The organism is Flavobacterium sp. HBTb2-11-1 (assembly GCF_009826975.1).
Taxonomy (GTDB): Bacteria; Bacteroidota; Bacteroidia; order Flavobacteriales; family Flavobacteriaceae; genus Flavobacterium.
Genome location: NZ_WUMO01000004.1, coordinates 478,633 through 492,490 on the forward strand (window position 1 = coordinate 478,633; position 13,858 = coordinate 492,490).

The following is a 13,858-nucleotide window of genomic DNA, read 5'->3' on the forward strand; positions in this document are numbered from 1 at the left end:
TTCTTACGTAAAGTTTTAAACAAATTTTTGTTTGGTTTATTTTTCCTAACGTTGAAATAATGAAAATAGGAGAGATGTAATTACTAGGAATAAAAAAATCCGATTTACTTTTAGTAAATCGGATTTTATAAATTGAGAATTATATATAACCGTAAAACGGTATATTTTACAAGTGAATTACTTCGCCGTAAGCATCAGCCACAGCTTCCATAACAGCCTCGCTCATAGTTGGGTGAGGGTGGATAGATTTAAGGATTTCGTGACCTGTAGTTTCTAGTTTACGAGCTACAACTGCTTCAGCAATCATATCTGTAACACCAGCACCAATCATGTGGCATCCTAACCATTCTCCGTATTTAGCATCGAAAATTACTTTTACGAATCCGTCAGCATTTCCAGCAGCTTTTGCTTTTCCAGAAGCTGAGAATGGGAATTTACCAATTTTTAATTCGTAACCTTTTTCTTTTGCTTGCTTTTCTGTTAAACCTACAGAAGCAATTTCTGGAGTTGCATAAGTACAACCAGGAACGTTTCCGTAATCGATAGGTTCTACATGTAAACCTTTGATTTTCTCCACGCAGTTGATTCCTTCAGCAGAAGCTACGTGAGCTAAAGCTTGACCTGGAGTAACGTCTCCAATCGCATAATATCCTGGAATGTTAGTTTCATTGTAAGCGTTTACTAAGATTTTATCTCTGTCAACAGCGATTCCAACTTCTTCTAATCCGATGTTTTCAATGTTTGTTTTAATTCCAACAGCAGAAAGTACGATGTCAGCTTCTAAAACTTCTTCTCCTTTTGCAGTTTTAACGAAAGCTTTAACTCCAGCTCCTGTTGTATCGATACGCTCAACAGAAGAGTTAGTCATTACTTTAATTCCTGATTTCTTCAAAGAACGCTCAAATTGTTTTGAGATATCTTCGTCTTCTACAGGAACTACGTTTGGCATAAATTCTACGATAGTTACATCAGTTCCCATTGAGTTGTAGAAGTGAGCGAACTCAACTCCGATTGCTCCAGAACCAACAATAATCATAGATTTTGGTTGAGTTGGCAATGTCATTGCCTGACGGTATCCAATTACTTTTATACCATCTTGAGGTAAGTTTGGCAACTCGCGAGAACGAGCACCAGTTGCGATGATAATGTGATCAGCGCTGTATTCTGTAACTTTATTGTCTTTATCAGTAACGTCAAGTTTTTTTCCTGGTTTTAGTTTTCCAAAACCTTCGATAACGTCAATTTTGTTTTTTTTCATTAAGAATTGAACTCCTTTGCTCATTCCTTCCGCAACACCACGGCTGCGTTGAATAACTGCAGGGAAATCTTTATCAAATTCAGAAACTTTCAATCCGTAGTCAGAAGCGTGCTTAAGGTAATCAAAAACTTGAGCAGATTTTAAAAGCGCTTTTGTTGGGATACATCCCCAGTTAAGGCAAACTCCTCCAAGATTTTCTTTTTCTACTACAGCTGTTTTAAAGCCTAATTGTGAAGCTCTAATCGCTGTTACATATCCTCCAGGACCACTTCCTAAAACAATAACGTCGTATTTCATTTTTTTTGCTTTTAGTATTAACTATCGAAAATGAAGTTTATATTTCCGAAACTCATCTTTCGATTTCTTCTTTTGTTATTTGTGATTGCGAATTTAAGGATTTATTTTATATGAACACCTGAAATTTTGTTTTTAAAGGCAGAGATTTTGGTCTTTTCACAGAAACCGAATGAATTGTGAATTGTAAATTATGAATTCTGAGGTGATTTTTGCGATTTTGACGATAAATCTGAAAAATTCACATGATTATTGAGTGTCACTCTCAGCATATTCGAAGAGCATTGTATGTAGGCTTCGACTCCGCTCAGCCTAACAGTTGTTGAATCTACTGTAAAAAAATAAGCCACAGATTATAAGGATTAAAATGATTTTTTAAAATCTGTGTAATCGATATAATCTGTGGCTTATATTTACGAGTTGTGAATTCATAATTCATAACTCCTAATTCATAACTATATTTTCACATGTCCCCAGTTTTCTCCGCTGGCAATTCTTCTAATTTGCATTTCGCTTACGCCAAATTGTTTCGCAATCATTTTAAGACGTGTTTTCTGTTCAGGTCTTGCAAGGATTTTTTTGATTAACATCACTTTTGTTGTGGTTAATTTTCGTCCGTCAGCTTTGAGATTGTGTTCAATTAAGTTCTTTTTTGCCTGAATAACGCGCGGACTTTTACGGCTATGCGCCATCATTTCTTGTTTGGTTGCCCAACGAAGATTGCTTACATCATCATTAGCTCTGTTGTAGTCTAAGTGTAGAACATACGTTTGATCTTCAGAATCTTTTGGGATAAAATATTGAGCGACTAATTTGTACAAGAAAAGATATTTGTTTACGATTTTGTCGTCTTTTTTAACCTTAAAACGGAAAGTTGGGTATCCGTCACTTAAGCCACCTTTTAGAATGCGTCCGTTCTCAATCTTGTCAGTAAAACTTATTAATCTTCCTCTGTTAGAAATGGCGTATCTTAATTGTAATGAGGCATTTATTTCTATTTCTTTGAATTTTTCATCGGGATAAAATCTATTTTGTGGCATTGTCTTTTACATTTGATTTCTATATTCTCAAAGATAAATAATAAACCAAAAATTTCAGCTATCTTGCTGATTGTGAAAGGGCAATTTTATGATTTCTATAACGGTAATTTAACGTTTTGACGTCTTTTTGATAGTTTTTAGTCGGATTTTAAATCACAAATTATCAAAAATGCAGTTTTTTAATTTTGATAACTATCGTAAATTCATAGCGAAATAATTATTAAATTATTGATCCAGCCAGTTTTTGAAGTTATTAATTTCCTTTTTACTGATGAAAATTGCATCAGATTCGGCTGCTGAAACGTTGAGAATCAATTCTACTTTTTGATGCGAGTGTTTTATAACTTCTTTAATGCTGTTTCTACTAACGATATATTTTCGGTTTATTTTAAAGAAATTGAAGGGATCTAAACTGTTTATAATTTCGGTTAAGGTACTATTGTACAAATAGCTGTTTCCTGATTTTACATGAATAAAAAGATGCTTTCCTGTCGCAGTAAAATAAGTGATTTCACTTTCGTTAATAGAAATCAACTTATAACCGTGATTTACTAGAAAATGGCGCTGGATTTTATTGGTTTCAGGATTTTCTATTGCCACTAAAGATTGAAGCGTAGAATCACTATTAAAGCTATCTTTTATTTTTTTGAATTTTTGAAGTGCTTCCAATAATTCTTCTTCTTCAAATGGTTTTAAAAGATAATCGATTGTAAAGTGCTTGAAGACCGAAATCGCATAAGAATCGTAGGCCGTGATAAAAATGACTGGACAGGCGATAATGGTTCTTTCAAAAATATCAAGACTTTTTCCGTCGCCCAAATGAATATCCATAAAGGCAAGGTCTACTTTGTTTTCGCTAAAGAAAGTAACAGCTTCTTTTACCGATTTTAAAACGCAGATTTCTGCAATCCGTAAAATATCTTGCTGTTCTAAAATAGATTTTAGATAGCTAGAAGCTAGGTATTCGTCTTCGACAATGGCAATTCTCATTAATTTATTAAATTTTCGCAAAACTAGAAAAACTCATTTTAATTTAAAACTCATTGCTTTTTGTAGATAACTGATTTTTCTGTAAGAATTAATTTTTTGATTTTCAATTTATTGTTTATAAATGTAAAAATAAACTTATTTAAAATTGATATTGGACTTTGTTTTTGTGATATTTTAACTATTTTTGAATTCTATTTGTTGGATTTTTAACATTCGAAAACGGCAAAATTGTAATCCTTTGTAACTTTTAATTTTATATACCACTATGAAAAAATTTATGCCTTTTTTAGTTTTAATGCTATTTTTATCAATTATTTCTTGTGATTCTTCAAACGATGATTTAGTTGATGCAAAAAATGTAGAAAAGCTAAACAAACAAAAACAGATTTTAAATAAATTGGAAGACCTAGGTATTGATCCAAAAGATGTGACATTTACTGATAATATTGTTGGTGAGAAGATTATTGTAAAATCGATCGAAGATTTGGAAAAGATTTTTCCTAAAAGTATTAATCAGGAAAATATTGAACTGGAAGAATTTACAAATAAATCATCGTCAAAAGTTGCTAATGATAATGTAGCTCAATATACACATTTTGCATCTACCATAACAGTACCTGGACAATCGATGTCAATTTATTACGAGTTTTTTTTCTATCGCTGGGCTTTAGATTATGACTCAAGGAATGCAATTAATGGGGTTAGTGCATTTACAATAGGAGGAAATGGGGTAGATTACTATATAGATAATTATGACTTTTACAGAAATTTATTAAATTATGTAATGACTATAAACGGTAATTTACGTTATCCTATATCTATAGATGGACAAAATGCAAGTATTACGCGTCCTGCTAAAATAGTTTGTAATTTTAATCCAAATTCAAATTTTAGTTATATACCTCATCAACATTTGTTGATTTTAGGCTCTAAATAAATACGATTAATATTAATATTAGTTTCTCAAAAGAAATTTAATAAAATAAGGATTACTTTTAAATTAAATTAACCAGTCAGGTTTTCTTGGCTGGTTTTTTTTTATGTGTTTCAAGTTTTTTGATTTTTTGTGTAGTGTTTCTTTAGACTAAACAAATAACAAGTTTGGTTGCTATTGTTTTTTTGTGAGTTATCTAATCTTTAGTTATATTACTGTTAGTTTAAAGTCATGTTGTAATCACACTTGGAACGCTGATATAGAATGTCTTTTACCGTTTTCTAATAATTTAATTTAATGTTACCTTTAGGACGAGATTTATAAACTAAAAAGGCCCAGCTTAAAAAAAACTGGACCTTTAAAAAAAAAAACAATTTAGGTAAAATTATAGATTGGGATTGTTCAATCTCGCATTTGCAGGGTAAATGATTGTATAACGAGGATCGTTTTGTATCAAAGTATAATCGTCACCACCAATAGTGTGTACGATTTGTTTTTGAGATGTTCTTCTTAAATCGAACCAACGGTGTCCTTCAACAGCAAATTCGCGGTGTCTTTCTTCTAAAATGAAGTTTGTAAGATCTGCTGCATTCATAGCGTTAATTGCAATTTCAAGATCTACATACCCTGTTGGAGTATATCTGTTTTTAACGAAAGCTAAAACAGTAGATTTTGCATCAGCAATATTATTTAACTGAACTTGTGTTTCTGCTTTTGTTAAATACAATTCAGAAGTTCTAAATGAAGATTTTTGAGCATCTTCTCCACCTTTTTTAAATCTGAAACGAGTTCCGCTTGCTGAAAAATAAGTTGAAAAACGTAAATCTGTTTGTTGGTTATAAGCAGAAGTTAAGTCTGTAGAAGCATAAGAAAGACCTTTTAATAAGTTAATTAATCCGTCTTCAAGAGCCAAAATAGATTCTGCGCCATCATATTTAGTTGCTAAAACTGGAGTAGCATTTAAATCAATCAAATTGTTTTTTATTGTTAAAGCTTTGTTTGCAGCTTCTAAAGATTTCTGCCATTGTTTTTGATATAAGTAAACACGACTTTCCAAACTGTACAATGCAACTTTAGAAAAACGATAGTTTATCCCTTTTGTCTGAGTATTTACATTAAGTAATTTCTCTGCTTCATTTGTATCTGAGATGATTTGATTATAAATCGTTTCTACAGATTGAGGAATAAATGCTTGTTCTAAATCAATTTCCAAAGCCAACGGGACTGCTTTGTCTGTACCAGCTGTTGCAGCGTTGTAAGGTTTTCCAAAAAGATTAACCAAATCAAAATAAGCCATTGCTCTTAAAGCATAAGCTTCTCCAATTAATTGATTTCTTTCTTCAGAAACAGCTACTTTTTTCGATGCTTCATTGATTACTACATTTGTATAGAAAATTACAGAATATAGATCCTGATAGTGAAAAGATGTTGTAATTTTATCTGGATTGGCATCTTTCCAGATGTAAATATCTTTGTAATTTATTAAGTTGTCATTGAATTCATCTAAGATCAATTCATCAGTGCGAACTGCTGTTAAAGATTTGTGTTCTGGATAAGTAGCATATCCAGTTGTTAAAACTGCACGAAATTGATCTAGTGTTTCTGGAATAACTTTACCGACAGGCGTAATATCCAGATAATCGTCGCAGCTACTTACTGCAATTGCCGCAGCAAAAAGGAATATGTATTTTGAGATTTTTTTCATCTTTAATTGTATTAGAAAGTTACATTACATCCAACAGTGAATGATTTAGGAACTGGCTGTGCATAAATGTTTCCGTAAGTTTCAGGATCAAAATATCCTTTATAATCAGAACTGATTACAAATAAATTTCTTGCCTCAACATTAAGTCTAATGCTTTGAATGTTGATGTGATCTGTAAATGCTTTAGGGAATGTATAACCTAAACGCATACTGCTCAATCTCATATAACTCATTTCGCTAACCCAAGTATCTAAATAATTGTTAGTTTCAATCTGATTTTGACCAGAATACCATAAATAGTTCATGTAAGAATCCCCAGTCCACGTATCTTTACCATTAATTCCAGGTAAATTTGAAGAAGTATTGGTTGGTGACCAAGCATTTTGAATATCTCTACTATAGTTTTGCCCTCTGTCAACAATCGTTCCGTTGTAAGGAGGAGTTTTAGTTACTGTTTGTTTGATATTAAACGAAGCTGCTACAGTAAAATCAAAATTACTTACTTTAAATGTGTTTGTAATACCGCCAGTAAATTTCGGATCTCTGTCTCCTAAATAAGTAAACAAATCTCTAAATTCTGCTGCAGATAAGTTTGACTGTACAATTTCCCCAGGGAAGAAATCTGCATATGGATCATATAAACCAAAGAATGTTTGAGAGTTTACAGTTTCTCCTTTTTTGTTTACAAATAAAGGATACCCGTTTGCATCCATTCCGTTTGTTTTAAATCCAAAAACAGCATTTACAGGAAGACCTTCTCTGTTAGGGAAGAACTCAGAATCACGAACTTCTATACGATCAACATTACTTTTGTTATGAGAAAAGTTAATGCTTGTATTCCATTTGAAATTTGGACGGTCAATATTTCTTGTAGACAAAGTAATTTCGTAACCTTTGTTGGTTACTTGTGCCCAGTTCATATTGCTATATTCATAACCATTTTCAAGTGGCACTGCTCGTAAACCAATTAAGTCAGTACTTTTTCTTCCGTATAAGTCTGTAATGATACTGATTCGGTTGTTGAATAAACCAAGGTCCATACCCACGTTAGTATTTGTAGTTTTTTCCCAACGTAATTTATCGTTTGGAGGACTTGTAACTACAATTGTAGGTTCTGTCTGTCCTGGTAAAATAGTAGTCGTTTTGTTTTCACCTACTACATAAGGTGACGTATTTTTGTCAATGTTACCTTGTAGACCGTAAGAAGCACGAAGTCTTAAGTTTGAAAGAGTTAAATTTTCTTTTAAGAAATCTTCTTCAGAAACTGTCCAAGATGCAGACGTTGACCAAAGTGGCAAATATTTATACTTAGGATCTACACCAAATAAATCAGATCCATCGTATCTAACACTTCCAAAAATGTTATACTTTTTATCGTAAGTATAAGCCGCTGTTGCATAGAATGAAGCAAAAGCATTTTCATTTTGGCTTTTGTTATAAGTACTCCATTCTTTATTTTTAGCAGTATCTGTATTTGGGAAAATGATTTGCTGAGAAGTTAAGTTTTTCTCATCAAAACCAAAAGCTCTTGAGAAAATAGATGTTGTGTAATTTCTTCTGATTTCATTACCAACCATTGCTTCAATTTCGTGCTTTTCTCCAAGAGTTTTAGTATAATTCACCATTGTTTTCAAGTTGTACTGAAAAAAGTCTGTATTGGTATTTTGATTAATACCACCTTCAGGCATATAATAGATGAAATTTCCATTTGTGAAGAAACGAGATTTCTCTCTTTGTTTTCTTGTATAGTAAGTTTCTTTACCAGCGAATTTTTCACTTAAAGTATTATCTAATTGTAAACCTAATTGGCTTGTTACTTTTAGATCTTTTGTGATTTTGTACTCAGCATCCAATAAAGCTTTAATTGCTCTAGTTTTTAAATCGTAAGAAGTATTGTTTCTTTCTTCGATGATGTTGAATGGAACATAACGATCAGAATAACCAGCAATGTCTGGGTCATATTTATAACTTCCGTCTTCGTTGTATGGAGTCAAATATGGATTTACGTTTCGTGAATAGTTAGCAGGGTTTGTGAAACCATCTGTATCTGTAATGTAAGAAGAAGTTTTGTTTTCAGAACCAAAAATTCCAATACCAACTTTAAATTTGTCTGAAATTTGGTAATTGTTTTTTAAAGTTAAATTGTAACGTTTGAAACCCGTTCCAATTGTTGCTCCTTTTTCGTCATAGTACCCTAAAGAGAAATAGTAATCAGATTTCTCACCACCACCAGATAAACTTAAACCGTGTTGCGTGTTGATTGCAGTTTGATATAATAAGTTACCCCAGTTTGTATTGATATTTCTTAATTTATTAATAGATTGCTGTGTTTCAGGGCTCAAAGCAGAAAATCCTCCCGCTCTATAAGCTGCTAACTCATTTGATCCATTTAAAATACGCGCAATATCTCCACCAGTATCTCTGTAAGTTAAATCAGGACGGCTCGCCATGTTAAGTTCGAAATCAACTTTCTCGTTTGAGTTCATCAAGTTTAATTTGTCAAAATCTGGCCTTTGAGTGATAAAAGTATTGGTGTTGAAGTTAATCACCATTTTACCCGCTTTACCTTTTTTAGTAGTTACAACGATAACACCGTTTGCTGCACGAGCACCGTAAATAGCAGTTGCTGCTGCATCTTTTAAGATTGTAATGTCTTTAATATCATCTGGATTCAAACCAGCGATAGAGTAGTTGTTTAAAACGTCAATGTTGTCTTTGTCGTAGTTTTTAGGAACATCATTTCCTTCTAATGGTAAACCATCTAATACCCAAAGAGGATCTTGAGAACCAGATAGAGAAGCTGTACCTCTAATTCTAATTTTAGCTGGCGCGCCAGGTGCTCCAGATGGAGTAGAAACAGCAACCCCTGCAATTTGTCCTACCAATAATTGGTCAATACTAGAAACCCCAGTCTGCTGAATAGCCGACATATCTATTTTAGAAACGGCAGCAGTAAGTTTTCTTTTCTCAATTTTTTGGTAACCTGTTACCACAACCTCTTGAAGTTTTGCGGTTTCAGATGTTAAGTTAACAGTGTAATTTTTTTGAGCAGATAATTCCAAAGTATACGATTTGTACCCCATGAAAGTAACTCTTAGCGAAGTAACATTTTTTCCGATTTTCAAAGTGAATTTACCGTCGAAATCTGAAGTAGTTCCGATTGCTTCACTGTGAATAATACCTGCCATAGCAGTTTTGTTCGAAATAGAATTATTCTCAACGAAGACTGATGCACCTGGAATTGGTGATAAGTCTGCTTCATCTTGAATGATACCCGTAATAGTTCGGGATTCCTGCGAATATCCTGCGATGGCCAGGAACAGCAGTAAGGCATGTAAAATTTTTGTCATGTTTTTGGAATGTGTATTAAAAGGTTGTATTATTTAGGGCTTTTTCGATTCGTTGGATCAAATCGCGGTAATGGTTTTGGGTAGACTGGTCTCCTGTACTTTTTTTAGTTTTTAATAATTGAAGGATTTTATTTAGTTCTCCTTTTTTATCAGAAGTCACTTCTGTAACTCTTTTTAAAGAAGATTGATTAATATTTCTTGCCATATGAGCATAGTCTAAATAATTGCATAAATGAGGCATGTTTAAAGTCTGCTGAATGTCTAATGCTTTTTTTGCATCTGTTTTTTCAAATAATTTATTAGTCGAAACCACCAAAACATCTACATAATTCTTTTGCGTCATACGCTCTAGAATCGACAGTGATTTATTAGCAATAGTTCCTGCAAAAACACTTTGATGCATTTTTTTAAACAAGTCATTTACGGTAAAAACAGGATCTTTAGTTTTGTTGCGCTGATATAATTCATTTTCAGTCATTCGAACCAAACGATCATCGCTAAATAAATCATACATGATACTATATTGCAATTCTCTCGAAAGTGTATACGGAGTATATTCGTATGGGCCAAGCGGAGAATCTTTCAACGGATTTGTTTTGTCCAGAATGTCATTAAAGAATAACCATTGCGGAATGGTAATCACATTTTTAGCTAAATAATCTGTTGCTCTTTTCTGCATTGCTGCAAGTACAGGTATGTAACTTTGTTTGTTATCTCCATGAACGGTTGTGTTCAAATAAACACCTCCAATATTGTTCATTACATGTCGGTTGTACATTTGCCATTGACCAATAGTTCCGATATATAATTTTCCAGTTTCATAATACGACTGATCTTTTTCATAAGTCCAACTTAAAATATTATCTACAACACGTTTTAAGTTTTTTAGACCGTATTCGCTTGCTTTAACAGCATCATTTCCTAAATCTTCAGATTGCGAACGCGGATCTATTATATTTTCCTGCTGTTCTCCATAAAAATAAATGGGGTCATCTTGATGTTTTGCAATTAAGGCGTTTAGTTTTGTTGTTTCGTTGTCGTTAGGCGAGTACCATCTGTAACCCCATTCAATAGCATATTTATCGTATTCTCCAATTTTCGGAGTAATAACTGTAACATTGTCTTCTGGCTGTGCTACATAATTGTAACGTGCATAATCCATAATTGATGGAGCAGTTCCGCCCATTTTTGCTGTAAATTCTTTAGAACGCAACGATTCTACATCATAAGCAAAAGAAGAACCCATGTTATGTTTTAGACCAAAAGTATGACCCACTTCGTGAGACGAAACAAAACGAATTGCCTCTCCCATATGTTCGTCACTAAATTTATTTCCTCTAGCTTTAGGATCAATTGGCCCCGTCTGAATACGCATCCAGCTTTGAAGCGAAGTCATTACATTATGCCACCAGATAATATCGGCTTCGATAATTTCACCGCTTCTTGGGTCAACCACAGATGGTCCCATTGCATTTGATTTTGGAGATGCAGCATACGTAATTACAGAATAGCGAACGTCATCAATGTCAAAATCTAAATCTTTTTCAGTAGGTTCTTTTGCAATAACAGCATTTTTAAATCCTGCTTTTTCAAAAGCTGCCTGCCAATCGCGTACTCCATCAATAATGTACTTTCTCCATTGTTTTGGAGTAGAAGGATCAATGTAATAAACGATTGGTTTTTTCGGCTCTACTAATTCACCTTTTAAATATCGTTCTTCATCTTCTTTCTTTGGTTCCAAACGCCAGCGGGTAATCAATTCTTTTTCTAGCATTGCCTGCTGGGCATCGGCAAAATACCAATGCTTTTCAGTAAAAAAGCCAATTCGGTTATCAGAAAAACGAGGTTTCATTGGAGTTTTATCCAATAAAATAATATTGCTTGTTACGCCAAGGGTTACTGACAATGCAGGACCGCCTTCGCTTATAGAGGTTGTCAGTTGAGATTTGACAACAATATTTTTTGGGAAAGATTTTAAACTTTCAATATACGAAAGGTCAGATTTAACAGAACCTCCAAACCCAATACTGCTCAAAACATCATTGAAGCTTTTCTGTTTTCCGTCAAAAATCTTGTTTACTTTAATTATAACTGCTGACGAATCGTTATTTTTTGTTTCGATATCAAAAACTTCAATAATAGATTCGGCAAAATTATTTTGAACCGATTGAGTAATTGCATCTTCTTTTGGTGAAGAAACCTTCGGTACATAAGATTTTACCCAGACTTTCTTTGCGATTGTATCTTTATAAAAGCTAATAATCTTATTTTCATAATTCATTCCTTTGTTTAATCCAGCTTCGTTGACTTGAAAAGGAACTTGAGATAATTTGTTTACAACCAGAAACTCTCTCTTAAATAAACTGTCTTGAATTTCAAAATAAACGTCAGTCTTAACCTGAATGATATTGAAAAGTCCTTTTTTTACGGAACCTTTTTTTACTAGGTCGTCATATTTTTTACCTTTTTTAGAATCGGTAGTATCTTTTTTAATTTCTGTTGCTTCTTCTTTTCTGTCTTTCTTTTTCTTTTGAGATTGAACAGTAAGTGGCGATAATAATAATAGAAATATGCAAAATGTTATCAAATTATGCAGGAATGCCTTTTCCTTCATCAGATGTTAAGTTTAGGTTAATTTTGAGGCCGAAACTATTTTATTTTAGTTCAGGAAAAAAACAAAAAGGAGTGAGTGGCTTTTTTTTAGGAGTGAATGGATATTAATGGAAGAAAACAAATAAAATAGCCGTCTTTTTCTGATGTTTTAAAATCGGTTTTTGCGTAATAATGGTAAATGCTATTCAGATAGTTTAACCCGAATTTTGTACTTGGTTCAGCATTCAATTTCTTTTGAAGATTGTTGCTGATTATTACCTGGTCTTCTTGAATCAGGATTTTAGTGGTAAGTGGACTTTCCTGAGTGGCTGTATTATGCTTAATAGCATTTTCGACCACAATCTGAAAAGCAAGATAGGGGATGTGTTTGTTTAAAGCGGCTTCGTTTTCAATTTCGATAGAAAAGAATAATTCTTCCTTAAAACGAGTCTGCTGTAAAAAGATATATTTTTCGATAAATAATAATTCGTCCTTCAAAAGAACAATGTTCTTTTCTGGCGGATCAATTAAATAACGATAAATGCGAGATAGGTTTAAAGTAAATTTCTGCGCAACTTTAATATCGCTTCCAATTAACATATAAAGTGAATTGAGCGAATTAAACAAAAAATGCGGATTAATCTGCTCTTTTAATTGCTGTAGCTGAATGAGAGCTTTTTCTTTGATTATCTTTTCATTTTCAACCAATAGCTTGTTTTTCTCTTTTATGACAATTCCTTTTTCTCTGTAAGCTCGTCTGTTGGCATAGGAGAAAAGATAAAAAATCAAAAGAAGCATTACAGTAGTAATCGAATAAATTAAAGTTGTATACTTTTTGATCAAAGTTACATTTTCATCTACATAAATTTTTGGAATGCTTACGCAGGCAAACCAATTTGAGTTTTTAATATTCATCTTTGTTGTAAAACGAACAACATCCATTTTTAAAAACTCAGACATGGTTGTCCTTTTTGAAAAATCTTCTTTTTTGCTGTAAATGGTATCAGAAGGGCTAAAAGAAGAAATTTTAAAAATATTCTTTCCAAGAAAAGCAATTTCTGGATGGTAAACACAGGTTCCTTTTTTATCAAAAATAAAAGCATAGTTGGAAGCCGTTTTATCTATTTTAGAAATATAACTATGAAGCAATCTTAGATTAATATCATAACCGTATTTTATGGTGGTGTTGTTTTTTGATACTAACTCGAAATAAATGCGCCAAATCCATTCTTTTCCTTGTGGAAGAACTAAACTGAGATCTTTTGCATTTTTATTTTGGAGAACAAATTCTTTTACATCATTTTTGATTTCGTCTGAAATAAAATTGTTTCCATAATGAATAGCATTGTCATTAATTTGAAACCAGTTGTTTACAACCAGTTTATTATTTGCTTGAAGCGAAGACAAAAGCTGTAAATTATTGTCAAGATTTACCGAACTGCTTGTTTTTAAAACGTGTTCAATTCTTTTTTCCTGTTCCCAAAACTTTGAAAATTCCTCAGACAAGAATTCCTGCTTTTTAAAGAAATTACGTGTTGCCAGATCATCATTCGATTTTTCGGTCAGATCTGTAATTAGATTACTCAGAATATAAACCGATGCAACAGTAACCAGAATGGAGACAATAACGTATATTAAAAAAGCACGTCTAGAAGTAATATTTTTTAATCTAAATTTCAAAGAATACCATTATGA

At 32.6% G+C, this 13,858-nt stretch carries 8 protein-coding genes; 1 reads left to right on the forward strand and 7 read right to left on the reverse strand.

Translation table 11 applies throughout. The features are described from left to right. Nucleotides 1–166: 166 nt before the first annotated feature. From lpdA to GR162_RS11535, 3 genes are all read right to left on the reverse strand, one after another. On the reverse strand, nucleotides 167–1,555 hold the full coding sequence (lpdA, locus tag GR162_RS11525) for a dihydrolipoyl dehydrogenase (RefSeq protein WP_119792157.1): 1,389 nt from the start codon (nucleotides 1,553–1,555) through the stop codon (nucleotides 167–169). Nucleotides 1,556–2,007: 452 nt separating this feature from the next. Then, on the reverse strand, nucleotides 2,008–2,592 hold the full coding sequence (locus tag GR162_RS11530; protein WP_008468648.1) for an NUMOD4 domain-containing protein: 585 nt from the start codon (nucleotides 2,590–2,592) through the stop codon (nucleotides 2,008–2,010). A 225-nt stretch (nucleotides 2,593–2,817) separates the two neighbouring features. Beyond that, nucleotides 2,818–3,582 carry a LytTR family DNA-binding domain-containing protein gene (locus GR162_RS11535; RefSeq protein ID WP_160782268.1) on the reverse strand — a complete coding sequence of 255 codons (765 nt, stop codon included), beginning with the start codon at nucleotides 3,580–3,582 and terminating at the stop codon, nucleotides 2,818–2,820. Between the two features lie 265 nt (nucleotides 3,583–3,847). Here GR162_RS11535 and GR162_RS11540 point away from each other — a divergent pair, with 265 nt between their 5' ends. After that, nucleotides 3,848–4,519 (forward strand): hypothetical protein, encoded by a 672-nt coding sequence (locus GR162_RS11540; protein ID WP_160782269.1) that lies wholly within the window; start codon nucleotides 3,848–3,850, stop codon nucleotides 4,517–4,519. Nucleotides 4,520–4,901: 382 nt separating this feature from the next. Here the strand turns inward: GR162_RS11540 and GR162_RS11545 are convergent, their stop codons facing one another. From GR162_RS11545 to GR162_RS11560, 4 genes are all read right to left on the reverse strand, one after another. Beyond that, entirely contained in the window at nucleotides 4,902–6,221 is a 1,320-nt protein-coding gene (locus GR162_RS11545; protein WP_160782270.1) for a RagB/SusD family nutrient uptake outer membrane protein, read from the reverse strand. Between the two features lie 11 nt (nucleotides 6,222–6,232). Next, nucleotides 6,233–9,571, reverse strand: coding sequence for a SusC/RagA family TonB-linked outer membrane protein (locus GR162_RS11550; protein WP_160782271.1), 3,339 nt, complete (start codon nucleotides 9,569–9,571; stop codon nucleotides 6,233–6,235). Nucleotides 9,572–9,587: 16 nt separating this feature from the next. Continuing rightward, on the reverse strand, nucleotides 9,588–12,185 hold the full coding sequence (locus GR162_RS11555) for a zinc-dependent metalloprotease (RefSeq protein WP_160782272.1): 2,598 nt from the start codon (nucleotides 12,183–12,185) through the stop codon (nucleotides 9,588–9,590). An 86-nt stretch (nucleotides 12,186–12,271) separates the two neighbouring features. Further along, nucleotides 12,272–13,843 (reverse strand): histidine kinase, encoded by a 1,572-nt coding sequence (locus tag GR162_RS11560; protein ID WP_160782273.1) that lies wholly within the window; start codon nucleotides 13,841–13,843, stop codon nucleotides 12,272–12,274. Nucleotides 13,844–13,858 lie beyond the last annotated feature (15 nt).